The organism is Streptomyces sp. NPDC030296 (assembly GCF_055572815.1).
Window position 1 is genome coordinate 45,634 of sequence record NZ_JBVICQ010000015.1, and the last position, 24,129, is coordinate 69,762.

17 protein-coding genes and 1 tRNA gene are annotated in these 24,129 nt (G+C 71.7%); 16 read left to right on the top strand and 2 right to left on the bottom strand.

Features of this window, described 5'->3' with window-relative positions; genetic code table 11:
* Positions 1-14 precede the first annotated feature (14 nt).
* From ACZ4Z3_RS34325 to ACZ4Z3_RS34375, 11 genes are all read left to right on the top strand, one after another.
* Positions 15-449, top strand: a complete 435-nt coding sequence (locus ACZ4Z3_RS34325) for an ATP-binding protein (protein ID WP_055714571.1) — start codon at positions 15-17, stop codon at positions 447-449.
* 303 nt (positions 450-752) lie between these two features.
* Entirely contained in the window at positions 753-3,158 is a 2,406-nt protein-coding gene (locus ACZ4Z3_RS34330) for a sodium-translocating pyrophosphatase (protein ID WP_468504716.1), read from the top strand.
* Between the two features lie 224 nt (positions 3,159-3,382).
* Entirely contained in the window at positions 3,383-3,970 is a 588-nt protein-coding gene (locus tag ACZ4Z3_RS34335; RefSeq protein WP_468504717.1) for a small secreted protein, read from the top strand.
* A 189-nt stretch (positions 3,971-4,159) separates the two neighbouring features.
* Positions 4,160-5,692, top strand: coding sequence for a DUF7059 domain-containing protein (locus tag ACZ4Z3_RS34340; protein ID WP_468504718.1), 1,533 nt, complete (start codon positions 4,160-4,162; stop codon positions 5,690-5,692).
* Positions 5,693-5,936: 244 nt separating this feature from the next.
* The gene (locus tag ACZ4Z3_RS34345; RefSeq protein WP_468504719.1) at positions 5,937-8,351 is read left to right on the top strand and encodes a serine/threonine-protein kinase; all 2,415 of its coding nucleotides are present in this window, start codon (positions 5,937-5,939) and stop codon (positions 8,349-8,351) included.
* 97 nt (positions 8,352-8,448) lie between these two features.
* Positions 8,449-8,646, top strand: a complete 198-nt coding sequence (locus ACZ4Z3_RS34350; protein WP_468504720.1) for a hypothetical protein — start codon at positions 8,449-8,451, stop codon at positions 8,644-8,646.
* A 314-nt stretch (positions 8,647-8,960) separates the two neighbouring features.
* On the top strand, positions 8,961-11,810 hold the full coding sequence (gene topA / locus ACZ4Z3_RS34355) for a type I DNA topoisomerase (RefSeq protein WP_468504721.1): 2,850 nt from the start codon (positions 8,961-8,963) through the stop codon (positions 11,808-11,810).
* A gap of 279 nt (positions 11,811-12,089) precedes the next feature.
* Complete coding sequence (gene tmk / locus ACZ4Z3_RS34360; protein WP_468504722.1) at positions 12,090-15,458, top strand: dTMP kinase; 3,369 nt, start codon at positions 12,090-12,092, stop codon at positions 15,456-15,458.
* Between the two features lie 344 nt (positions 15,459-15,802).
* Positions 15,803-17,008: a DNA polymerase III subunit delta' gene (locus tag ACZ4Z3_RS34365; RefSeq protein WP_468504723.1), complete on the top strand. Its 1,206-nt coding sequence runs from the start codon at positions 15,803-15,805 to the stop codon at positions 17,006-17,008.
* A 174-nt stretch (positions 17,009-17,182) separates the two neighbouring features.
* Positions 17,183-18,769: an alpha/beta hydrolase gene (locus tag ACZ4Z3_RS34370; RefSeq protein ID WP_468504724.1), complete on the top strand. Its 1,587-nt coding sequence runs from the start codon at positions 17,183-17,185 to the stop codon at positions 18,767-18,769.
* Between the two features lie 157 nt (positions 18,770-18,926).
* Positions 18,927-19,003: transfer RNA gene (locus tag ACZ4Z3_RS34375), tRNA-Thr, on the top strand.
* Between the two features lie 81 nt (positions 19,004-19,084).
* Here the strand turns inward: ACZ4Z3_RS34375 and ACZ4Z3_RS34380 are convergent.
* Together ACZ4Z3_RS34380 and ACZ4Z3_RS34385 are read right to left on the bottom strand one after the other, a co-directional pair.
* Complete coding sequence (locus ACZ4Z3_RS34380) at positions 19,085-20,398, bottom strand: tyrosine-type recombinase/integrase (protein ID WP_468504725.1); 1,314 nt, start codon at positions 20,396-20,398, stop codon at positions 19,085-19,087.
* The gene (locus ACZ4Z3_RS34385; protein WP_468504726.1) at positions 20,395-21,039 is read right to left on the bottom strand and encodes a hypothetical protein; all 645 of its coding nucleotides are present in this window, start codon (positions 21,037-21,039) and stop codon (positions 20,395-20,397) included. Before ACZ4Z3_RS34385 ends, ACZ4Z3_RS34380 begins: the two co-directional genes overlap by 4 nt.
* A gap of 139 nt (positions 21,040-21,178) precedes the next feature.
* Between ACZ4Z3_RS34385 and ACZ4Z3_RS34390 the strand changes: the two genes are divergently transcribed.
* Genes ACZ4Z3_RS34390 through ACZ4Z3_RS34410 form a run of 5 tightly spaced genes read left to right on the top strand, consistent with a single transcriptional unit; the run spans position 21,179 to position 24,115 of the window.
* On the top strand, positions 21,179-21,418 hold the full coding sequence (locus ACZ4Z3_RS34390; RefSeq protein ID WP_468504727.1) for a helix-turn-helix domain-containing protein: 240 nt from the start codon (positions 21,179-21,181) through the stop codon (positions 21,416-21,418).
* Between the two features lie 48 nt (positions 21,419-21,466).
* Positions 21,467-22,045 (top strand): hypothetical protein, encoded by a 579-nt coding sequence (locus tag ACZ4Z3_RS34395; protein ID WP_468504728.1) that lies wholly within the window; start codon positions 21,467-21,469, stop codon positions 22,043-22,045.
* Positions 22,042-22,314, top strand: a complete 273-nt coding sequence (locus ACZ4Z3_RS34400; RefSeq protein ID WP_468504729.1) for a hypothetical protein — start codon at positions 22,042-22,044, stop codon at positions 22,312-22,314. Before ACZ4Z3_RS34395 ends, ACZ4Z3_RS34400 begins: the two co-directional genes overlap by 4 nt.
* Positions 22,311-22,760: a DUF2742 domain-containing protein gene (locus tag ACZ4Z3_RS34405; RefSeq protein ID WP_468504730.1), complete on the top strand. Its 450-nt coding sequence runs from the start codon at positions 22,311-22,313 to the stop codon at positions 22,758-22,760. Before ACZ4Z3_RS34400 ends, ACZ4Z3_RS34405 begins: the two co-directional genes overlap by 4 nt.
* Positions 22,757-24,115, top strand: a complete 1,359-nt coding sequence (locus ACZ4Z3_RS34410; RefSeq protein WP_468504731.1) for an AAA family ATPase — start codon at positions 22,757-22,759, stop codon at positions 24,113-24,115. The genes ACZ4Z3_RS34405 and ACZ4Z3_RS34410 overlap by 4 nt, the downstream gene beginning before the upstream one ends.
* Positions 24,116-24,129 lie beyond the last annotated feature (14 nt).

The window sequence follows — 24,129 nt, forward strand, 5'->3', positions numbered from 1 at the left end:
TCCGAGGGGGATGCATGGCCACCGTTGAACTCCGCTTCAGCGCGCTGCCCGAGCACGTCCGTACCGCCCGACTGGTGGCGGCCGCGGTGGCGCGCAGGGCCGGAGTGGACGAGGCCGTCCTCGACGAGGTCAGGTTGGCCGTCGGCGAGGCGTGCACCCGTGCCGTGGGGCTGCACCGCAGCAGCGGCGTCTCGGCGCCGGTCCATGTGTCGCTGATCGAGGAGGAGAAGCAGTTCTCCATCGAGGTCGGCGACGAGGCGCCCCACACCGTACCCGGTGACAAGGCGTCGGGTGCGGCGGGCGAGGCGGAGGTGGACAGCGAGGAGGACGACATGGGTCTCGCGGTCATCAGCGGCCTCGTCGACGACATGGAGGTCAGCGCCGGGGAGAACGGCGGACTGATCCGTATGAGCTGGCCGACCACGCCGCCCACCGCGGTGCTGACCTGACTCCTCGCAACTTCAAGCATTACCCCGAAGGGCCCTGCTGAGCAGGGCCCTTTCCTTTTCTTCTGATCAACGTTCATCGGGACACCGGAATTCGTGAAGTAATTCACGATCAATGGCACGATAATTTGATCAAGCGTCAATGTCTTTGAGGCGTTACTTCTTTCGAGTAATGTAGCCGGGTGCGGATCATTTGCTGATGGGCATGCGAAGGCTAATTCCGTTTCCCGTGCACTGTTTTGATCAGGGTCCGCTCCCTAGAATCCGTCCACATCTTGAGCTCAGCCCAAGCGTCAAGGAGGACGAATGGCGGGGCTTTCTACCCCTCAGCGGTTTGACCACCCCACGAACTTCGCAGCCGCAGTGCTGACCGACGACAACCGGATCATCGTCATGGTGATCGGAGTCGTGGCGCTGGCCGCGCTCGTCGTCGCCGGAGTCCTGGTGCGCCAGGTGCTCGCGGCGGGCGAGGGCACCGACAGCATGAAGAAGATCGCGGCTGCCGTGCAGGAAGGCGCGAACGCCTATCTGGCCCGGCAGTTGCGCACGCTCGGCGTTTTCGCGGTCGTCGTGTTCTTCCTGCTCATGCTGCTGCCCGCGGACGACTGGAATCAGCGCGCCGGCCGATCGGTGTTCTTCTTGATCGGCGCGGCGTTCTCGGCGGCCACGGGTTATATCGGCATGTGGCTCGCCGTGCGCAGCAATGTGCGCGTCGCGGCGGCGGCCCGGGAGGCGACACCGGCGGAAGGTGAACCGGAAAAGGATCTCACCGCGGTTTCGCACAAGGCGATGAAGATCGCATTTCGCACGGGCGGCGTCGTCGGCATGTTCACGGTGGGGCTCGGTCTGCTGGGCGCCTCCTGTGTGGTGCTGGTGTACGCGGCCGACGCGCCCAAGGTGCTGGAAGGTTTCGGCCTGGGTGCCGCCCTCATCGCCATGTTCATGAGGGTCGGCGGCGGCATCTTCACCAAGGCCGCCGACGTCGGCGCCGACCTGGTCGGCAAGGTCGAACAGGGCATTCCGGAGGACGACCCGCGCAATGCCGCGACCATCGCCGACAACGTGGGCGACAACGTCGGCGACTGCGCGGGCATGGCGGCCGACCTCTTCGAGTCGTACGCGGTGACGCTCGTCGCCGCGCTGATCCTCGGTAAGGCGGCCTTCGGTGACTCCGGACTCGCCTTCCCGCTGATCGTCCCCGCGATCGGCGTCCTCACCGCGATGGTCGGCATCTTCGCGGTGGCGCCACGCCGGACCGACCGCAGCGGTATGTCCGCGATCAACCGCGGCTTCTTCATCTCCGCGGTGATCTCGCTGGCCCTGGTCGCGCTCGCCGTCTACGCCTATCTGCCGTCGACGTACGCCGGCCTGGACGGTGTGGGTGACCAGTCGATCCTCGACAAGGGCGGCGACCCGCGGATCCTCGCGCTCGTCGCGGTGGCCATCGGCATCGTGCTGGCCGCGCTGATCCAGCAGCTGACCGGCTACTTCACCGAGACCACCCGGCGTCCCGTGCGGGATATCGGCAAGACCTCGCTCACCGGCCCGGCCACCGTCGTCCTCGCCGGTATCTCCGTCGGTCTGGAATCGGCCGTCTACACCGCCCTGCTGATCGGCCTCGGCGTGTACGGGGCGTTCCTGCTCGGCGGCACGTCGATCATGCTCGCGCTGTTCGCGGTGGCCCTCGCCGGCACCGGTCTGCTCACCACGGTCGGCGTCATCGTCGCCATGGACACCTTCGGACCCGTCTCCGACAACGCGCAGGGCATCGCCGAGATGTCCGGCGACGTCGAGGGCGCGGGCGCCCAGGTGCTCACGGACCTGGACGCCGTCGGCAACACCACCAAGGCCATCACCAAGGGCATCGCCATCGCCACGGCCGTGCTCGCGGCGGCGGCGCTGTTCGGCTCGTACCGGGACGCGATCGTCACCGCGGCGAACGACGTGGGCGAGAAGGTCTCCGGCGCCGACGCGCCCATGAACCTGATGATGGACATCTCGCAGCCCAACAACCTCGTCGGGCTGATCGCGGGCGCCGCGGTCGTCTTCCTCTTCTCGGGGCTGGCGATCAACGCGGTCTCGCGGTCCGCGGGCGCGGTGGTCTACGAGGTCCGGCGGCAGTTCCGGGAGAAGCCCGGGATCATGGACTACAGCGAGAAGCCGGAGTACGGCAGGGTCGTCGACATCTGCACCAAGGACGCCCTCAGGGAACTCGCCACGCCCGGGCTGCTCGCCGTCATGGCGCCCATCGCGATCGGTTTCACACTCGGGGTCGGCGCGCTGGGCGCGTATCTCGCGGGCGCGATCGGCACCGGGACGCTGATGGCGGTGTTCCTCGCCAACTCCGGTGGCGCGTGGGACAACGCCAAGAAGCTCGTCGAGGACGGCCACCACGGCGGCAAGGGCAGCGAGGCCCACGCCGCGACCGTGATCGGCGACACCGTCGGCGACCCCTTCAAGGACACCGCGGGCCCGGCGATCAACCCGCTGCTGAAGGTGATGAACCTGGTCGCGCTGCTCATCGCTCCCGCCGTCGTCCAGTTCAGCTACGGCGACGACAAGAGCGTCGGGCTGCGCGTCACCATCGCCGTCCTCTCGATCGCCGTGATCGTCGGGGCGGTGTACGTCTCCAAGCGGCGCGGGATCGCCGTGGGTGACGAAGGCAACTCCGAGCGGCTGACCAAGTCGGCGGACCCCGCGGTGGTTTCGTAGACGGCCATACGAAGGGTGGGGCGAGACCCCAGCTCAAAGGGCGGGCGGACGGCGCGTGTTGACGTGCCGGCCGCCCGCTCCGCCGTGTGCGGCGCAGGCCCGTGAGCCTTCTCTCTCTTGGTGCAAATGGTTACACAGTGATAGATAGAGGAGGCTCGGCACACAGGTGGCTCCCGTCATCCGTGTATGTTCCGGGGCCGAGAGCCACGGAAGGGACCAATCCGGTGAACAAGAAGCTCGCGGCCGCACTGTCCGGCGGTGCGGTACTGGTACTGGCGCTGTCCGGGTGCAGCAGCGGCGACGAGACGAACGACAAGCTGAACTCCTGGGCCAAGCAGGTCTGCGACGACGTACAGCCGCAGATCAAGAAGATCGCGGCGGCCAACGCCTCGATCCAGAAGGAGACCTCCGACGACAGCGCGCCGGCCGACGTCCAGAAGGCCGACTCGCAGGGCTTCCAGGACATCTCCGACGCCTACAAGGCCATGGCGACGGCCATCCAGCAGGCCGGCGCACCGAACGTCGACGAGGGTGAGAAGAAGCAGAAGGCCGCGGTCGCGGAGCTGAACCAGCTGTCCACCGCGTACGCCGAGCTGAAGAAGAAGTCCGACGCGCTGAACACGAAGGACCAGGCGAAGTTCGCCGACGGGCTGGAGGGCGTCGCCACGGAGCTGGAGAAGCTCAGCAAGACCGGCAGCAACGCCCTGAAGGAGCTGGAGAAGGGCGAGGTGGGCCAGGCGATGGCCGAGCAGCCGAGCTGCAAGTCCGCGACCTCGTCCGTCTCGGTGTCGGCGGGGGCCACCCAGAGCTGACGCCACCGACGCCCGGGCGGCGACCCCGGCACGGGGACACGGACGCCCGGGCGGTACGACCGGCCGCGGCCCGCACGGCTGATGCCCGGCGCGCCCGGTCGGCCGTCCGCGCGACTGATGGCGGCGCGCGCCCGGCCGTGGTCCGCGCGGCCGAGGGCGGGGCGGCCCGGCGCGGCTACGCTGGCATCTGTGAGTGACTCCAAGCTGCCCTCCTTGCCGTCCGTTGACCGTTCCGATGTCGCCGCTCGGTTGCGCGCGGCCCTGATCGGCGCCGACTTCACCGCCGACGGGCTGCTCGAACTGCTCGGTGCCTCCGCGTACGCGGCCCTCGCCCGGAGCGAAGTCGTCCCCGCGTTGCGGGCCACGCGCGGCGAGTCGGCGCTGGAGGCGCTCGTCCGGCTGTTCCTGCTGCAGCAGCCGGTGTCACGCGCGCGCGTGGAGGAGGCGCTGCCCGTCGACGCGTGTGTCGAGAGCGGATGGCTGGTTCCCGTCGGCGGTTCCTCCGACGAGATCGCCGCCACCGTCGACGTACGACCGTACGGCGGGCCCGGTGGCGAGGACTGGTTCATCGTGTCCGACCTGGGATGTGCGGTCGGCGGGGCCGGGGGCATCGGCAGCAAGGACGAGAGTGTGGTGCTGGGCGTCGGCGGCGCGTCCACGACCCTCGCCGGGATCACCGTGCGGACGCCGGTCGGCTCCGCGCTCGACCTCGGGACCGGTTCCGGCATCCAGGCGCTGCACGCCGCCCAGCACGCCACCCGCGTGACGGCGACCGACCTGAACCCGCGCGCGCTCCACATCACGGCGCTCACGCTGGCACTCTCCGGCGCACCGGCGGCCGATCTGCGCCAGGGCTCGCTCTTCGAGCCGCTCGCGGACGACGAGACGTACGACCTCATCGTGTCCAACCCGCCGTTCGTGATCTCGCCCGGCGCCCGGCTCACCTACCGCGACGGCGGCATGGGCGGCGACGACCTCTGCCGCACCCTGGTGCAGCGGGCCGGGGAGCGGCTCAACGAGGGCGGGTTCGCGCAGTTCCTCGCCAACTGGCAGCACGTGGCGGGGGAGGAGTGGCAGGAGCGGCTCAGGTCGTGGGTGCCGCGCGGCTGCGACGCGTGGATCGTGCAGCGGGAGGTCCAGGACGTCACGCAGTACGCGGAGCTCTGGCTGCGGGACGCGGGCGACCACCGCGGTGACGCGGCCGAGTACCAGGCCCGGTACGACGCGTGGCTGGACGAGTTCGAGGCGCGCAAGGTCAAGGGTGTCGGGTTCGGCTGGATCACGCTGCGCAAGTCGGCCGCGGCCGACGACGAGCCCTCGATCACCGTCGAGGAATGGCCGCATCCGGTCGAACAGCCGCTCGGCGAGACGGTGCGGGCCCACTTCGCGCGTGTCGACTACCTGCGGGCCGCCGACGACGCCGCGCTCCTCGGCGCGCACTTCCGGCTCGCCTCCGAGGTCGTCCAGGAGCAGGTCGGACTGCCCGGCGCCGAGGACCCCGAGCATGTGGTGCTGCGGCAGAACCGCGGGATGCGCCGGGCCACGAAGGTGGACACGGTCGGCGCCGGATTCGCCGGTGTGTGCGACGGCTCGCTCAGCGCGGGGCGGATTCTGGACGCCATCGCCCAGCTCGTGGGCGAGGACCCGGTGGCGCTGCGCGACCGGACGCCGGTCCAGATCCGACTCCTCGTCGAGCAGGGCTTCCTCGAACCGGCCCCCTGAGGCGGCGCCTCCGCCGAGCCGCCCCCCTGAGGCACCCCCGCGGTCTGCCGAGGACATGTTCGGGTGCCCTGTTCGAGTAACGGATGAGGCGCCTCCGTACCCCTGAGTCGTATGTGTCCGGTCTGGCTGGATTGATCCGTAAAAGGTCTCCTGTCAGTGGTGCGTGCGAAGCTATTTTCAAGAGACGGATTCGACGTGTCCTCGGGGGAGGCACGCGCTGTCTCTGGGGGATCGGGGGATCGCGATGGCGGGGGATACGCCGGAGCAGGGCCAGGGAAGGATCATCAACGGCCGCTATCGCCTGCTGCGCACGCTGGGCGCGGGCGGCATGGGCCGGGTCTGGCTCGCGTACGACGAGGAGTTGGCCTGCGAGGTCTCCATGAAGGAGATCTCCCTGCCCGACGTCCCGAGGGACGCGAGCGAGCCCGCGCAGCGCATCGCCCGGGCCCGCAGCGAGGCCCGGCACGCCGCGCGCCTGCGCGGCCACCCCCATGTGGCGACGGTCCACGACGTGGTGCTGCACGAGGGCCTGCCGTGGATCGTCATGGAGTACGTGCCGGACGCCGTCGACCTCCAGGCCGTCGTACGGCAGCGGGGGCCCCTCGCACCCGAGCAGGTCGCCCGGATCGGGCTCGCCGTCCTCGACGCGCTCACCGCGGGGCACCGGATCGGCATCCTCCACCGCGATGTGAAACCGGCCAACATCCTGCTGGCCGCCGACGCCTCCGGCGACCCCTACGCGCGCGTGCTGCTCACCGACTACGGCATCGCGCTCCAGCCGGAGTCCCGCGAGCCCCGGCTCACCGCCACCGCCGGCATCCTCGGCACGCCCGGCTATCTGGCACCCGAGCGGGCGCGCGGCGAGCCGCCGACACCCGCCGCCGACATGTTCTCCCTCGGCGCCACGCTGTACGCGGCGGTCGAGGGCCGCGGCCCCTTCGACCGGCACGGCGAGTACGCGACCCTCACCGCCCTGCTGGGCGAGGAGCCCGCACCGCCCGCCCGCGCCGGTGAACTGGCGCCCGTGCTGCACGGGTTGCTCATCAAGGACCCGGTACGGCGGCTGTCGCCGGAGGCCGTGGCCCGCGGTCTGGAGCGGGTCGCGCCCGCGGGCGGCCCGTCGTCGCCGGCCGGCTGGGGAGCCACCCCGTCGTCGGCCCCGGCAGCCTTCGGTCCCGCTCCCGCCGCGGCCGGTGGACCGGGCGGCCCCGGCGGACACGCGACCGCCGGGGCACCGCACGGCTACGCGGTCGGTGCCCCGCCCGGCCACGTGGCCGCCGCCCAAGGCGGCAACACCCCGAACACACCCGGCGCGCCCCACACGCCGTACGCCCCCCACACGCCGGGCGCCGCCCCGTACGCACCCCACACCCCCGGTGCCGCGCCGCACACGCCCGGCGCCCCGCCGACACCGAACACGCCGCACACCCCGGCGGGCGGCCCGAACACCCCGGGCGCCGGCCCGAACACCCCGGCCGGGCCAGCGCCGTACGACCCCTGGCAGCAGGCGCGGCCCCGCGGCCCGTACGACGGTCACAACCCGTACGCGGGCGACCGGCCCACGCCCCACGGCAATGTGGCGGGCAGTCAGGGCCCCGCCCAGGGCGGCTACCCGGGCAACCCGGCCACGCCCTACGGAGGCGCGGCGGGCAGTCAGGCCCCGTCGTACGGCGGGCCTATGGGTCATCAGGCGCCCCCGTACGCGGCCAACCGGTCCACGCCCTACGGCGGCGGCCCCACCCCGCCGAGCCACGCGGGGTACCCGACGGTCACCGCCGTCGCCCCGCAGCCCGGCACCCCCCGGCGCAAGATGCCCCCGGCCGCGCTCGTCGCGCTCGTCGTGGCGATGCTTCTGGTGGCGGGCGGCGGTACCTGGGCCGTGGTCAAGGTGCTGAAGGACCGCTCGGACGGCCCGGACCAAGACGTGATCGCCAAGTACCCCTACGGCAAGAAGGCGGCCCTCACCCAGCCGCTGCAGGTAGGGGACTGCGTCAAGGCGGTCTGGACGGGGGCGGCGTTCAAGTCGCTGCCCGACCTCGGCGTGGTGGACTGCGACGAGGACTGGCCGGACGGCCAGGTCGTGGCCATCGAGACGGCCTCCGACCACGACGACGCCCGGGACAACGGCCCGCAGCGCTGCGCCAACCAGGCCGACTCGATGGCCGAGGCCCTCCCCGACGCCGGGGTCTACGCGCTCGTGCCCACGAAGGAGGGCTTCACCGCCGCCAAGGGCGGTACGGCATGTCTCGTACTCGGCAAGCACGTCCCGATCGGCGGGGAAGTGGGCCGGCTCCGCGACACGGGCATGAACCTGTGGCCCACGCAGATGGCCGTCGGCGACTGCTGGGACTACACCACCAGGGACGACAAGGGATATGACGCGCCGCTGACCGACTGTGCCCAAGCGCACACCGACCAGGTCGTCGGATCGGTGCAGGCGCCGGACAGCATGACCTTCCAGGGCGCCCTCGACGAGGGGGGAAAGCTCTGCACCAACAGGTTCGAGACGACTTGGGCGCCCGGCTCCGAGCTGATCGTGTCGGGCTGGGTCTCCGACGAGGACGAGTGGAAGAAGGGCTTCAACAAAGTGGTGTGCACGGTGCGCAACGCCGACATCTCCAGGACGACCGGGAAGATACCCACGCCCGGCTCGGTCTGAGGACCCGGACGCCTCGCGTTCACCTCGGGTTCGCATGTCCGCTTCCCGTGCGTGCCAGCCTCCCCTCGCTGGGTGTCGAGGGGTGGGAGAGCGGGACATGGAAAGCGAATCGGCGATCTTCGCGGGAGTGGTGTTCGCCCTGTTCGGGGGCGGGCTGCTGCTGTGGACCACCGTCCGGCTGCGGCAGGGACTGCCGGTCGCGCACGGCGTGCGCCCTGTGATGTCGGCAACGCTCGCGAGCGCCGCCGCGGTCGCCGCCCTCCTGCTCGGAGCGTGGTGCTTCGCGCAGATCTGAGGGTGCTCCGGGCGCCGGAGCGGGGAGCGGGCCGGGTGACCACGGTGTGACCCTCCGCATCGGTCCGAAAGGGCCGGTGAACACGCCGGGCGGCAGGAATGGCGGTAGTCGGGTTACCGTTCGAGTGGCCGTTGCGGGCTTTTCCCGTTTGACACGGGGGCGGGATGTACCGTCACACTCCGCAGCGTCAGCATGACCCGATCCCCGGGCCCATGGCCGCGCCTCCTGCGAGGCACCGGTCTCCGGGGGTGCCCGACCCCGGACACAAGGCGACCCCGGGGAGATCCCAGCGTCGACCGGAGAGAAGAGCGAAGTTGTCCCCGACCAGCGAGACCGCGAAGGGCGGCCGCCGACTCGTCATCGTCGAGTCGCCTGCCAAGGCGAAGACGATCAAGGGCTATCTCGGCCCCGGCTACATCGTCGAGGCGAGCGTCGGGCACATCCGCGACCTTCCCAACGGCGCCGCGGAGGTGCCCGAGAAGTACACCGGCGAGGTCCGTCGCCTCGGCGTGGACGTCGAGCACGACTTCGCGCCCATCTACGTGGTCAACGCGGACAAGAAGGCGCAGGTCAAGAAGCTCAAGGACCTGCTGAAGGACTCCGACGAGCTCTACCTCGCCACCGATGAGGACCGCGAGGGCGAGGCCATCGCCTGGCACCTCCAGGAGGTCCTCAAGCCCAAGGTCCCGGTCAAGCGGATGGTCTTCCACGAGATCACCAAGGCCGCGATCCAGGCCGCCGTCGCCAACCCGCGCCAGCTCAACCAGAAGCTCGTCGACGCCCAGGAGACCCGCCGCATCCTCGACCGCCTCTACGGCTACGAGGTGTCGCCGGTCCTGTGGAAGAAGGTCATGCCCCGGCTGTCCGCGGGCCGTGTCCAGTCCGTGGCGACACGGCTCGTCGTGGAGCGGGAGCGGGAGCGGATCGCGTTCCGCTCGGCCGAGTACTGGGACCTGACCGGCACCTTCTCCACCGGCCGCGCCGGCGACCCGTCCGACCCGTCGTCCCTGGTCGCCCGCCTGCAGTCCGTCGACGGCCGCCGGGTCGCCCAGGGCCGCGACTTCGACTCGCTGGGGCAGCTCAAGGGCGCGAACGTCCTGCACCTCGACGAGGCGAACGCCCGCGCGCTGGCCGCCGCCCTGGAGAACACCCGCTTCGCGGTCCGCTCCGTCGAGTCCAAGCCGTACCGCCGCTCGCCGTACGCCCCGTTCCGTACGACGACGCTCCAGCAGGAGGCCTCGCGCAAGCTCGGCTTCGGGGCCAAGGCGACCATGCAGGTGGCACAGAAGCTGTACGAGAACGGCTTCATCACCTATATGCGTACGGACTCCACGACGCTCAGCGACACGGCCGTGGCCGCCGCCCGCGCCCAGGTCACCCAGCTGTACGGCGCCGACTACCTGCCGGCGCAGCCCCGGACGTACGCCGGGAAGGTCAAGAACGCGCAGGAGGCGCACGAGGCGATCCGACCCTCGGGTGATCGTTTCCGCACGCCCGCCGAGACCGGGCTGACCGGCGACCAGTTCAAGCTGTACGAGCTGATCTGGAAGCGGACCGTCGCCTCCCAGATGAAGGACGCGACCGGCAACTCCGTCACCGTCAAGATCGGCGGCACCGCCTCCGACGGCCGGGACGCCGAGTTCAGCGCCTCCGGCAAGACGATCACCTTCCACGGCTTCCTCAAGGCCTACGTCGAGGGCGCCGACGACCCGAACGCCGAGCTGGACGACCGCGAGCGCCGACTGCCGCAGGTCTCCGAGGGCGACGCGCTGGCCGCCGAGGAGATCACGGTCGACGGGCACGCCACCAAGCCGCCCGCCCGCTACACCGAGGCCAGCCTGGTCAAGGAGCTCGAGGAGCGCGAGATCGGCCGCCCGTCGACGTACGCGTCGATCATCGGCACGATCCTCGACCGCGGCTACGTCTTCAAGAAGGGCACGGCCCTCGTGCCGTCCTTCCTGTCGTTCGCCGTGGTCAACCTCCTGGAGAAGCACTTCGGGCGGCTCGTCGACTACGACTTCACCGCCAAGATGGAGGACGACCTCGACCGCATCGCCCGCGGCGAGGCCCAGTCCGTGCCGTGGCTGAAGCGGTTCTACTTCGGCGAGAGCACCGGTGACATCGGCGCGGCCGCCGAGGCCGGCAACGGCGACGGCGACCACCTCGGCGGACTGAAGGAACTGGTCACCGACCTGGGCGCCATCGACGCGCGTGAGGTCTCCTCGTTCCCCGTCGGCAACGGCATCGTGCTGCGCGTCGGACGCTACGGCCCTTACATCGAGCGCGGCGAGAAGGACAGCGAGGGGCACCAGCGCGCCGACATCCCCGAGGACCTGGCGCCCGACGAGCTGAACGTCGAGCTGGCGGAGGAACTGCTGGCGAAGCCCAGCGGCGACTTCGAGCTGGGCACCGACCCGGCGACCGGCCACCAGATCGTCGCCAAGGACGGCCGCTACGGGCCCTACGTCACGGAGATCCTCCCCGAGGGCACCCCGAAGACGGGCAAGAACGCGGTCAAGCCGCGGACGGCCTCCCTGTTCAAGACGATGTCCCTGGACACCGTCACGCTCGACGACGCCCTGAAGCTGATGTCCCTGCCGCGCGTCGTCGGCGCGGACGCGGAGGGCCAGGAGATCACCGCGCAGAACGGGCGGTACGGGCCGTACCTGAAGAAGGGCACGGACTCGCGCTCCCTCCAGTCCGAGGACCAGCTGTTCACGATCACGCTGGAAGAGGCGCTGGAGATCTACTCCCAGCCCAAGCAGCGGGGGCGGACCGCCGCCAAGCCGCCGCTGAAGGAGCTGGGCGCGGACCCCGTCAGCGGCAAGCCGGTCGTGGTGAAGGACGGCCGCTTCGGGCCGTACGTCACCGACGGCGAGACCAACGCGACGCTGCGGTCCGGCGACAGCGTGGAGACGATCACGCCTGAGCGCGGGTTCGAGCTGCTCGCGGAGAAGCGGGCGAAGGGGCCGGCCAAGAAGACGGCGAAGAAGGCGCCCGCGAAGAAGGCGACCACGGCGAAGACCGCTGCCGCGAAGAAGGCGGCGCCGGCGAAGAAGACGGCCGCGAAGAAGACCGCCACCGCCAAGACGGCCGCGGCGAAGAAGGCCGCGACCGCGAAGACGGCGGCTGCGAAGAAGACCGCCGCGTCGTCCGAGGGCTGAGAGGCGTCGAGGGACGTCGGGCGTCCGGCACAAGGCTGCCGGGCGCCCAGCGGTTCGTGAGCACCCAAGGAGTGGGGGGTTCGGGAACTTTGCGCGGGTGCGGGAGCGTTGTGGCTGGTCGCGCAGTTCCCCGCGCCCCTGGGTCGGCTGTCGATGAGCTTGGCTGGAATCTTCACCTCGGCTTTTCTGAACCCGCGCTATTTACACGACTTGGTGGCGACGTGTGCGTGCGTTCGGGCGTCGGTCCGGGGTGCCGGTGGGTGCCGATAGGCTGAAAGCATGATGCGAGGCGAGCAGCCGACTGCCCTGACTCCGGCCCCCGACGACGCCCTGGCAGCCGACTCCAGGGAGCGCGCGGTACGGGCGCTCTTGCGCCGACCTCAGCTCAAACGGCTGTGGAGCGCACAGCTCGTCGGCGGCGTGGGCGATGTCCTCGCCCTGTTCGTGCTCGTCCTCCTGGCCTTCCAGACGGCGATCGCCGAGGAGGCGTTCGGGGGCGGGTACCGGGGCGTCGCCCTGACCGTCGCCGTCGTCTTCGGCACGCGGGTCCTCGCGACCCTGCTCTTCGGCGCCGTACTCCTCGGCCCCCTCACCTCGCTGACCTCGCAGGACGGCCCGCTCGACCGACGCTGGACCATGGTCGGCGCGGACGGGCTGCGCGTCCTGCTGCTGATCGTCGCGCCCCTGTGGATCGACTGGACACCCGGCAACGCGCTCGCGGTGCTCCTGGTGACCGTCTTCGTGACCGGCGTCGCCGAACGGTTCTGGACCGTCTGCCGGGAGAGCGCGGCACCCGCGCTGCTGCCCGCGCCGCCGCTGGAAGGCGCGACCGTACGCCCGCTGCCGGACCACATGGACGCGCTGCGACGCCTGTTCCTGCGCACCGGATTCGTGGCGGTGCCCCTCGCGGCCGCCACCCTCGTCGTCGTGGCGCTGCTCAACAACCTGCTGGGCGCCGGCCTCGACTGGTTCGGCCAGCACCAGGCGGCGCTCGCCTCGTACGTCGCCGCCGGACTCTTCGCCGCCTCGCTGTCGGTGGTGACCTTCCTCGAACTGCCCAAGACGCGCACCCCCCGCGCGCGGTCCCCGCTGGAGGGGCTGCGCCGGCCCAGGACCGGCACCGGCGTCGACAAGGGCCGCACGGGCGCCATCCCGATCCTGGTGCCCGCGTGCGCGGCGGTCGCCGGCGCTGTCGCCGCCGCTGTCGCCGTCGCCGTGCTGCACGCCAAGGACCTGGGCGGCGGCCCGGTGCTGTACGGCCTGCTGGTCGTCGCGCTGACCGGCGGCGTGGGCCTCGGCATCCGCCGGGCGCCGTCGCTGCTGCCGGCGCTGTCCCGCCGTCGGCTCCTCGCCCTGGCCATCGCCTTCACCGGTGTCGCCCTGCTCGCCGGCGGACTCGTGCCGGACGTCACCAGCGTCGTCCTGATCTTCGGGCTGGCGGGTGTCGCCGCGGGCATCGCCGCGAACACCGGGCACACACTGCTCGACCAGGAGGCCGAGGAATCCCGGCGGTCCCGGACCACCGAGCACCTCCACGCGGTCGTACGCGTCTTCGTCGCGCTCGCCGCCGTCGTCGCCCCGCTGGTCGCCGCCGCCATCGGCCCGCACCGGCTGGAGAGCGGCAAGTTCGTGTTCGCGCACGGCGGCGCCGCGTTCACCCTGATGCTGGTCGGGGCGCTGCTCCTGCCGGTCGCCGCGCTCGTCCTCGCCAAGGTCGACGACCGGTCCGGAGTGCCGCTGCGGCACGACCTGCGGGACGCGCTGCTCGGCGGCGACGACCCCGACCAGGCACCGGCCGAGACCGGGTTCTTCATCGCCCTGGAGGGCGGCGACGGCGCCGGCAAGTCCACCCAGGTCGAGGCGCTCGCCGAGTGGATCCGCGCCAAGGGGCACGAGGTCGTCGTGACCCGCGAGCCCGGCGCCACCCCCGTGGGCAAGCGGCTGCGGTCGATCCTCCTCGACGTGTCCAGCGCCGGACTGTCCCACCGGGCCGAGGCGCTGCTGTACGCGGCGGACCGCGCGGAACACGTGGACACCGTGGTGCGGCCCGCGCTGGAGCGGGGCGCCGTCGTCATCTCCGACCGGTACATCGACTCCTCCGTCGCGTACCAGGGAGCCGGCCGGGACCTCTCGCCGACCGAGATCGCCCGGATCTCCCGCTGGGCCACGAACGGGCTCGTACCTCATCTGACGGTGCTGCTGGACGTCTCGCCCGAGGCGGCGAGGGAGCGGTTCACCGAGGCGCCGGACCGGCTGGAGTCCGAGCCGGCCGAGTTCCACGAGCGCGTACGGGCCGGATTCCTGACGCTCGCCGCCGCCGACGCCGGACGGTACCTGGTCGTCGACGGCGGGCAGGACGCGGAGGCCGTCAGCACCGTCATCCGGCACCGCCTCGATCTGATGCTCCCGCTGTCCGAGGCCGAGGTGGAGGCGCGGGAGGAGGCGCGGCGCAAGGCCGAGGAGGAGGCCCGCAAGAAGGCCGAGGAAGAGGCCGCGCGCAAGGCCGAGGAAGAGCGGCTGGAGCGGGAGCGCCAGGAGGAACTCGCCCGGCTGCGCGCCGAGGAGGAGGAGCGCAAGCGGCGCGAGCTGGAGGAGGCGCAGCGGCGCGAGGCCGAACGGCAGGCCGAGGAGGCCCGGCGACGGGCCGAGGAAGCGCGGCGCCGCGCCGAGGAGGAGCAGGCACGGCTCCTCGCGGAGGAGAAGGCCCGCGCCGAGGAGGAAGAACGCCGCCGGGTCGAGGAGGAACGGCGACGCCGGCAGGCCGCGGAGGAGCAGCGACTGCGGGCGGAGGCCGAGGCGCTCCGCCTGGAGAAGCAGCGCAAGGCCGAGGAAGCGCTGCTGCGCGCCGAGGAGGCGCGACGGATCGCCGCGGAGCGGGCCGCCGCCGCGGAGGCCGAGCGGGTCGCGGAGGCCGCGCGGGCGGCAGCGGCGGCGGCCGAGGCGGAGCGGGCCGCTGCGGCGGAGCGTGCGGCGGCGGTTGCTCGGGCGGCTGAGACGGCGGCCGCGGCTGCGGCGCCTCGGGATGCCGAGGATGCTCGGGGGGCTGACGGCGACGGGGAGCGTGGCGGTCGAGCTGAGCGGGGCGACGGGGCTGAGCGGGGCGGTTCGGGTGACGCCACCGTGCCCACGCCTGTGGTGACGCCCACGAACGCGTCCGGGGGGCCGTGGGACGAGACGGCGGTGCTGCCGCCGGTTCGGCCCGGGGGAGCGACGGATTCCGAGACCACGGCGAAGCTGCCTCGGCCGCCTGAGCCGTCGGCATCGGCGGAGGGGGCTGGGTCCGGGTCCGCGTCGTCGGATTCCGCGTTCGGGGCGGGGGCTCGGGCGGAGGACGAGACCGCGGTGCTGCCGCCGGTGCCTTCGGGGGCGGCCGACGAGACCGCTGTGCTGCCGCCGGTGCGTGAGGATCGGGTGCCGCCGGGGTTCTTCCGGGACGAGCGGCCCGCGCCGGACGGGGCCGCGGAGCGGACGCGGGAGTTGCCGCAGGTCGACGAGGAGGGGACTCCTCGGCGTCGGCAGCGGTCCGACTGGGCCGAGGAGACGCCGCTCGACGATCTGCCGACGCTGGCGGACGAGCTGCTGGGGCCGCACGACTCGGACGATCCGGACGAGAGGCGCGGTCGTGGCTGGGGGCGGCGGCGGGGCTGAGCCACGTTCGTGCCGGGGGTGAGCTTGTCGGCGTGGCTGGGCTGAGCCTGTGTGCCTGTGTGCCTGTGTGCCTGTTTGCCTGCTTGAGCTGCGGTGGCTGCCTGCCTCCGGCTGCGCCCTCGGGTTTCGTCGGCTGAGTCCTGCCGTCGGGGCGCGTGCGGTTCGTTGCGGGGGCGGGGCCGTGCCGCGGTGGGGGTACGTTTCTGCGCCGGGCGGGCGCCGGGCGGGCGCGGGTGCGCGTCCGCGGCCGGCCCTTCCCGGTGGTTCGGTGGTGTCAGTGGGGTCGCGCAGAATGGGGCCGACGGGGTTCGGGTTCGGTGCTTGGGACGGAGGGCGGTGGGGGCATGACCGTGTGGGACGACCTGGTGGGGCAGGAGCGGCTGAGCGGGCAGCTGGACGCGGCCGCCCGGGACGCGGATGCCATCGTCACGGCGGCGGAGACCGGGGGGCCGCCTCCCGAGGCCTCGAAGATGACGCACGCCTGGCTGTTCACGGGGCCCCCGGGGGCGGGCCGGAACACGGCGGCGCGGGCGTTCGCGGCGGCGTTGCAGTGCGTGAGTCCGGACCGGGCGCTCGGGGGGAGCCCGGGGTGCGGGTTCTGCGACGGGTGCCATACGGCGCTGGTGGGGACGCACGCCGATGTGACGACCGTCGCGGCCGTGGGCACGCAGATCCTCGCCGAGGACATGCGGGACACGGTCCGCAAGTCGTTCACGTCGCCCGCGAACGGGCGGTGGCAGGTGATCCTCGTCGAGGACGCCGAGCGGTTGAACGAGAAGTCGGCGAACGCGGTGCTCAAGGCCGTGGAGGAGCCCGCCCCCCGGACGGTCTGGCTGCTGTGCGCCCCCTCGCTGGAGGACGTGCTGCCGACCATTCGCTCGCGATGCCGGCACGTCGGGCTGCTCACGCCGTCGGTGGACGCCGTGGCGGACATGCTCGTACGGCGTGAGGGCATCGAGCCGGAGGCGGCCGCGGTCGCCGCCCGGGCCACCCAGGGGCACATCGAGCGGGCGCGGCGGCTGGCGACCGATCCTCGGGCACGGGAGCGCAGAGCCGCCGTACTGAGGCTGCCGTTGCGGATCGAGGACATCGGCGGATGCTTCAAGGCCGCGCAGGAGCTGGTGGACGCGGCCTCCGAGGAGTCCAAGCAACTGGCGGAAGAGGTCGACACCAAGGAGACCGAGGAGCTGAAGGCGGCGCTCGGGGCCGTGCAGGGCGGGCGGATGCCGCGCGGCACGGCGGGCGTGATGAAGGACCTGGAGGACAAGCAGAAGCGGCGCCGTACGCGGGCCCAGCGGGACAGCCTGGATCTGGCGCTGACCGAGCTCACCGGCTTCTACCGGGATGTGCTGGCCCTGCAACTGGGGTCGAGGGTCGCCCTCGCCAACATCGAGGTCCAGGACGTGCTGGAGCGGATGGCCCGCCACGGGACGCCCGAGGCGACGCTGCGGCGGATCGACGCGATCGCGGCCTGCCGGGAGGCGCTGGACCGGAACGTCGCCCCGCTGCTGGCGGTGGAGGCCATGACCATGGCTCTGCGGTCCGGCTGACGGCGGCGAGGGACGCGCTCGGTGGCTCGGGCGGGTGGGGGCGGTGGCGTTCGGGTCAGTGGTGGCGGGGCGTTCGGGTGAGTGTGGGCGGGCGATCGGTTGACCGTGTCACACGTACGGGGAGCATTCGTCGTCGTTCGCGATCATTTGGGTGCCTTTGGTTACGCTCGCGAGATGCGACCCAGGCGTACTTCCCGGCCGAATCGGTCCGCGCGTATCGGCGGCACGTTGCTCGCAGCCGCCGCGATGCTCCTGTCGGCCTGTTCCTCCGGCGGTGCGAGCCGGGCGGCCACGGCGGACGGCGCGGCGCCCGCGCTCGGCGCGCTGCCCCGCGCGACGCCCGCCGCGCTCGCGCCGTACTACGAGCAGAAGCTGCGCTGGCGCGACTGCGAGGTGCCCGGTTTCCAGTGCGCCACGCTGAAGGCGCCCCTGGACTACGCGAACCCGGGCGAGGGCGACATCAAGCTGGCGGTCTCCCGGAAGAAGGCCACCGGCCCGGGGGAGCGGCTCGGTTCGCTGCTGGTCAACCCGGGCGGCCCGGGCGGCTCCGCCGTCGGCTACCTCCAGGGCTACGCGGGCATCGCCTACCCGGCGCAGATCCGCGCGCGGTACGACATGGTCGCCGTCGACCCGCGGGGCGTGGCCGGCAGCCAGGGGATCGAGTGCCTCACCGGCCGCCAGATGGACGCGTACACGCAGACGGACCTCACCCCGGACGACGGGGCGGAGAAGGAGGCGCTGGTCGCCGCGTACAAGCGGTTCGCGGAAGGGTGCGGGGCGCGGGCGCCGAAGCTGCTGCGGCATGTGTCGACGGTCGAGGCGGCCCGTGACATGGACGTCCTGCGGGCCGTGCTCGGGGACCGGAAGCTGACGTACGTCGGCGCCTCGTACGGGACGTTCCTCGGCGCGACCTATGCGGGGCTGTTCCCGGAGCGGGCCGGCCGGCTGGTGCTGGACGGAGCGCTGGATCCGTCGCTGAGCGCGGACCGGCTGAACCAGGAACAGACGGCGGGCTTCGAGACGGCGTTCCAGGCGTTCGCGGAGGACTGCGCGCGCAGGGACGACTGCCCGCTGGGGCGCACGCCGGCACAGGTCGGCACCAACCTGAGCGCCCTCTTCGAGCGCCTGGACGCGCGGCCCCTGGCGACCGGTGAGACGGGCAGGCGGAAGCTGGGCGAATCCCTGGCCACGACTGGGGTGATCGCGGCGATGTACGACGAGGGGGCGTGGCCGCGGCTCCGCCAGGCCCTGACCCAGGCCGTCCGGGACCGGAACGGCGCCGGACTGCTGGGCCTCTCCGACGGCTACTTCGAGCGGGAGGCCGACGGCAACTACTCCAACCTGATGTACGCCAACGCGGCGGTGAACTGCCTGGACCTCCCCGCGGCCTACGCCACGCCGGACGAGGTGGAGCGGGCGCTGCCCACGTTCGAGAAGGCGTCCCCGGTGTTCGGCCGGGCCCTGGCGTGGGCCTCGCTGAACTGTGCGTACTGGCCGGTGAAGCCGACGGGGGGACCGCACCGGATCGAGGCGAAGGGCGCCGCCCCGATCGTGGTGGTCGGCACCACCCGCGACCCTGCCACGCCGTACCGCTGGGCCCAGGCCCTGGCCTCCCAGCTGTCCTCCGCCCGCCTCCTCACGTACGACGGCGACGGGCATACGGCGTACGGGCGGGGCAGCGCTTGCATCGACTCGGCGATCAACACGTACCTGCTGCGCGGCACGCCTCCCACGGAGGGAAAGCGCTGCTCACCGGCCTGACGGGCGCCTTCGCCGACAGCCGGGAGGCGAGGCGTGCGGCCCCGCCCCAGGCTCCGCGCCGCCCGGCCGCGGGGGTGCTCCGGACCCTGGTTCGGAGCACCTCAGAAACTGTGTAGACTTACCGACGTTGCTGATCGCACCATGGTGCGGACGGCGCGCCGCCTTAGCTCAGATGGCCAGAGCAACGCACTCGTAATGCGTAGGTCTCGGGTTCGAATCCCGAAGGCGGCTCCACCTTTGACCAGCGGTTTCCATCGGGGAGCCGCTGTTCTGCTTTCCGCCTAGTTGCAGTGCTAGTTGCGATAGAACAGTTGTTCACCCCCACAGCGCGTCTCCCATCCGCTTCGCCGCGTCGTTCGCGAGGACAGACGCGACGTGGGTGTAGCGCGTCATCATCCGCATCGAGCTGTGGCCGAGGATCTCCATCACGACGCGCGGCGAGACGCCCGCCTCGATCAGCAGCGTGCCCGCGGTATGCCGGTTGTCGTGCACCCGAGCGTCGCGCAGGCCCGCAGCGCCGAGGATGTCCTTGAACTCCTCCCAGTCCATGCGGGGATCGATCGGCCGGCCGTTCTCCTGGCAGAACACGAGGTCGTGCTCCTCCCACAGCTCCCCGGCCGCCAGCCGCTCGCGAAGCTGGTCCTTGCGGTGCGCCTTCAGTAGCGGGACCAGCGGGGGAGGGATCGGGGCCAGGCGCTTGTTCTTGCCCTTCGGCTCCCGGAAGACCAGGCCCCCGCCCGTGCGCTCCGGGCACGCCTTGGCGTGGTCCGTGCAGCCCTTCGGGCACGGCTTCGGGCACCCGCGCTTGTAGTTCTTGTGGGTGGTGCAGTCCTTCTTGCAAGCCTTGCGGTGATGCTTCTCCCCGCAGGCGTGCGGGTCCTCGCAGCCGTGCTGCCACGTGAGGCGCTGCAACTGCCACCAGACCTTGGCGACCCCGGCGTCCAGGTCGACGTACTTCCAGCGCAGGCCGAGCGCCTCGCCTTGACGCAGGCCGAGCGCGAGGGCGACGGACCAGCGGGCGCCGTTGCGCCGGTCGGCAGCCGCGGCCAGCAGTGCGCGGGCCTCCGACTGGCTGAAGGGCTCGATCTCGCCCTCGGCGGCGGACGGCGGCTCCACGAGGGTGGCGACGTTGCGGGTGACGATGTCCCGCTGCATGGCCACCTTGAGCGCACGGGCGATGATCCGGTGCGTCTTCAGGACCGTGCCGGACGACAACCCACGCTTGATCATGCCGAGGTACAAGGCGTCGAGGTGCGACGCCTCCAGCTTGTCGACGCGGTGCTTCCCGATGCCGGGGAACAGGTAGAGCTTGCACTTCGACCGGTAGTCGTCGAGGGTCCGCGGGCTCATCGTCCCGTCGGCCACCTTGCGGGCGCAGGCCGTGTCCATCCACGTGGTGAGCCACTGCTCGACGGTCGGCGGACGGCCGGCCTTCCGCGTCTTGCCCGCGTCGCGCTCGCGCTCCAGCTGGCGCACCTTGGCACGCACGACCGCCTCGTCGGCGCCCATCCGGTGACGGCGGTCCGGCGCGCCGTTCGGCTTCGTGCCGACCGTGACCCAGCCGTGCCACTTCCCGTCCGCCTCGGAGAAGTAGACGCTGCTCTCGCCGTTGCTGCGGCGCCCGCTCATCCCGCACGCCCCGGACGGCCGGGAGGCAGCATTCCGCGCTGCCGCGCGTTCACGATCCATCGTCGGACTGTCGCCACCGGGGCCCCGGTCTGCTCGGCGATCACTGTTGCCGGTGCGGTCTCCTTGGAAGCCACCAACCACTGATAGGTGCGGGCGAGGCTGGTCAGGAACTCGTCCGTGATCCGGCCGTCCGGCTTGCTCAGCGGAGGAGGAGCTTCTCCAGGCGTGCTGGTGCCTCCGACGAGAATCATCATGTTGTTCGAGATGACCGGGTTCGGGCCGTCCATGGACGCCAAGTCCTCGGCCGTCCCGAAGTGGCGCTCCAGCTGCTCGATGCCGACCGGTTCCACGGCTGCGGGCTTCAGCAGTTCTTCGCGAAGCGGGTTCCAGCCTGTAGCGCCGAGGATCCCGTGCAGGTTGTTCGCGACCTCTTCGACGCCCTTGAAGGGCACATCACGCCAGATGTGCGTGCTGATTGGCGAGTCGCTGTCCATGACCACGGTGTGCACGTTGAGGCGCTGCATTGGGCCCTCGCCTGCGCCCCGTAGACGCATGTAGACGGTGGTCGCATCGGCCGGCCTGGTGGCCCGGACCCATCCGCCAGGGGCACAGATCACGCGCCAGTTACTGGGATCCTCCATGGCCCACAGCATCGCAGTGAACAGGTCCGTGCGCAACCTGCGTGAACAATCTGGACGGTCTTGCACGACCCGGCGCGACCCTGTACCTTCGAGTGAACAGCCTGGCTGATTGGTCGGCCAGCCGTTTCATGGAGACCGCATGTCCCAGATCCTCTACGACGCCAAAGAGTGCACGACGGTGCTTCGCCTGGGGCTCACGACCGTCAAGGCGCTCATCCGCTCGGGAGAGCTGCGAAGCATCAAGATCGGCCACGCCCGCCGGGTCCCGGCGGATGCCCTGCACGAGTACGTGCGTCGCCTCGACGCCGAGCAGAACGGCGACGGCGCCGGGGGTCCAGCCCCGACGCCGTCTGTCGAGAACGTCCCGTCCATCGCCTGAACAAGCAAACGGCCGGGGGTCCAGCCCCGGCCGCTCGAAGGAGTTCTCATGGCCCAGACTAAGGCTCTCGCGTCCAAGAAGGCCACCGGCCGCCCGAACATCGCGGCCCGGATCGCCGCCGCGCTCGCCCACCCGGTCGACCCGTTCGACGCACACCCGGCCCTGCCGGTGGTGCCCGGCATCGACACTGAGACGTGCGGTGACTGCTCGGCCCCCGCCACCACCACCTTCACCGGCCTCGACGACATCACGTTCGGCCTCTGCGCCGACTGCGACCGCCGCCGCGCCAACATCGCCCGCGCCAACGCCGCCACGACGCCGGCCGCCGCCGCTGCCCGCGCCGAGGCCGCCATCACCGAGGCCATGCGCCTCCGCCTCGACGGGCTCACCACCAACCCGCGCGACACCGCCGAGCAGCTGATCCGGGCCGTCGAGGAAGCGCAGGCCGAGCACCTCGCCCGCCCCGACGTCGGCGGGTTCCCCATCGACCAGGCGCGCTGCTCGGAGGCGTTCGGCACCGCTCACGCGGCGATGGAGCGGGCGCTGCGCCTGTCGGACGACCCGGCGGAAACCGCGCGCGGACTGCGCTGGCTCCTCGGTGAACTCACCCGCGAGGCGGGCGCGTGACCAGCCGCACCACCGACCGGTGGTACTTCCTGACCGAGCCCTATCAGGCGCTCCTCGACCTCGATGGATTCCCGATCGTCGAGGGCGACCCGGACACCTTTCCCCCGGTCTTCCTCGCCGGCATCGAGTACGCGCCGCGCCGCATCATCGTCCACCCGTCGGTCACCGGCATCGAGCGCGAGTACGTCGTCCGTGGCCTGCTGGCCGCACGGATCGGCGTCGACACCTCGGACTGGCCGGTGCCGATGGATCTCACGAGGGCCGTATGAACAGCCGCAGCAACCCGGACCGTCCTCGCCTGGCCCTCGCGGCCGGGCGGGGGCGGCCCCTGCACACCGTCCCGCCCGATGCCGACGCCGGGGAGGTCACCCACCTCCGCGCCTGCGCCCAGGCGACCGCGCTCCTCCGCGACGGCGACACATGGCCGACGTACGGCACCCTCCCGTGGCTGCAACTGCCACCGGACGACCCGCGCGTCTACGTCGCCACCCTCGAAGCCGCCGAGCTGCACCGGATGGCCGACGAACGCCGCTACGCCGACGCCCGAGCCCAGGCCGTAGTCACCGTCCGGGCCGCCGCCGAGGAGCGGCTCACGCAGCCCCGCACCAGTCGCACCCGTGAGCCGCACCAGCTCACCGCAACTCCCGGCTGGCCGCCCATCCAGATCCCCGGACGGCCCGGCGAGTACCTCACGTACCAGGAGACCAGCGAGTGACCACCTCGTACGACCCCGCAGACCCGCTGCCGCACATCCGCGCAGCGGGCCTGCGGGGTTCCGACGTCGCCCGGACCGAGTCGGGGCTGTACGTCCCCACGCAGCCCGTACGGCCGGACCCCGAGACGATGTCGAGCGAGGAGTACCTCGCCGCCTGCGTCGCACAGATGCGGGCCGAACTCCTCGACACCGATGGCCTCGACAAGATCCCGCCGCTGGAGCCCCTCGTCGGTGACCTCCTCCAGATGAACACCACAGCGCGGATCATCGGGCCGTCAGGCACCTTCAAGTCGTTCGTCCTCCTCGACCTCGCCGGGCACGTCGGGACCGGCATGCGCTGGCACGGCCACTACGTCCGCCAAGGGCTGGTCGTCTACCTCGTCGCCGAGGGCGAGCAGGGCATCCGCAAGCGCGTGAGGGCCTGGGAACAGCACCACGGCGTCCGCATGGACAACGTGAAGTTCCTGCCCCGGCCGGTGCAGGCCCGTTCCCCGGAATGGACCGTGTTCACCGAGCTGGCGCACCAGTTGGCGCCCGTGTTCGTCGTCATCGACACCCAGGCCCGCGTGTCCGTCGGCGTCGAGGAGAACTCCAACAAGGAGATGGGCGAGGTCGTCGACCGCATGGACGACCTCCGCCGCGCCACCGGCGCCTGCATCGGCCTGGTGCACCACACCGGCCATGTCGGCGAGCACGGCCGCGGCGCCTCCTCAGTGAAGGGCGCGATGCAGTCCGAGATCAACGTCAAAAAGACTGGCGACCGGATCTCGAACATCGTCCTCACCTTGAAGCCGACGAAGCAGAAGGACGAGGAGGAGGGCAACGACCTTCAGTTCGGCCTGAAGCGGATCGCCCTCGACGGCGAGTACAAGCCTGACGGCCGGCCGGTCACCTCCCTCGTCATCGAGTCGCTCGACGCCATTCCCGCGCAGGAGCGCACGCCTGCCGAGGGCACCGTCGAGTGGATCGTGTGGCAACTCGACCGGGCCGGAGTGCCCAACGACTACGGCCGCCGCAGGCTCGCCGAGGAGTGCCAGAGGCTCGGCTTCCGGGCCCGGAACGAGAAGTTGCAGGAGGCCGCCAACATCCGCAAGGGGCGGTCCCAAGACCGGTCCCCGGGGCAGGCAGCCGTCTTGGTCCCCGTTGACGGGACCGGATCGCAAGAAACCGCAGATGAGACCGGTCCCGGACCGCACTCGGGACCGGTCGGGACCGCACCCTCTTCACCGGTGGTCCCCTCCTCCTCTCTAAGGAGGGGACCGGTGGTGAAGGAGGGACCAACGTGCTCCGTCTGCCACACCCCCCTCGATGCCGAATGGGCCGCACGCGGCCACGACCGACACGTCGCCTGCTAACCCCTGGAGCCCCT

What these genes read in the sequence shown, in the direction of transcription:
- tmk (WP_468504722.1), top strand. Translation starts at nt 12,090, where the DNA reads ATGATGCGAGGCGAGCAGCCGACTGCCCTGACTCCGGCCCCCGACGAC.
- ACZ4Z3_RS34395 (WP_468504728.1), top strand. Translation starts at nt 21,467, where the DNA reads ATGGCCCAGACTAAGGCTCTCGCGTCCAAGAAGGCCACCGGCCGCCCG.
- ACZ4Z3_RS34390 (WP_468504727.1), top strand. Translation starts at nt 21,179, where the DNA reads ATGTCCCAGATCCTCTACGACGCCAAAGAGTGCACGACGGTGCTTCGC.
- ACZ4Z3_RS34345 (WP_468504719.1), top strand. Translation starts at nt 5,937, where the DNA reads ATGGCGGGGGATACGCCGGAGCAGGGCCAGGGAAGGATCATCAACGGC.
- ACZ4Z3_RS34365 (WP_468504723.1), top strand. Translation starts at nt 15,803, where the DNA reads ATGACCGTGTGGGACGACCTGGTGGGGCAGGAGCGGCTGAGCGGGCAG.
- ACZ4Z3_RS34350 (WP_468504720.1), top strand. Translation starts at nt 8,449, where the DNA reads ATGGAAAGCGAATCGGCGATCTTCGCGGGAGTGGTGTTCGCCCTGTTC.
- ACZ4Z3_RS34370 (WP_468504724.1), top strand. Translation starts at nt 17,183, where the DNA reads ATGCGACCCAGGCGTACTTCCCGGCCGAATCGGTCCGCGCGTATCGGC.
- ACZ4Z3_RS34385 (WP_468504726.1), bottom strand. Translation starts at nt 21,039, where the DNA reads ATGGAGGATCCCAGTAACTGGCGCGTGATCTGTGCCCCTGGCGGATGG.
- ACZ4Z3_RS34380 (WP_468504725.1), bottom strand. Translation starts at nt 20,398, where the DNA reads ATGAGCGGGCGCCGCAGCAACGGCGAGAGCAGCGTCTACTTCTCCGAG.
- ACZ4Z3_RS34330 (WP_468504716.1), top strand. Translation starts at nt 753, where the DNA reads ATGGCGGGGCTTTCTACCCCTCAGCGGTTTGACCACCCCACGAACTTC.
- ACZ4Z3_RS34405 (WP_468504730.1), top strand. Translation starts at nt 22,311, where the DNA reads ATGAACAGCCGCAGCAACCCGGACCGTCCTCGCCTGGCCCTCGCGGCC.
- ACZ4Z3_RS34325 (WP_055714571.1), top strand. Translation starts at nt 15, where the DNA reads ATGGCCACCGTTGAACTCCGCTTCAGCGCGCTGCCCGAGCACGTCCGT.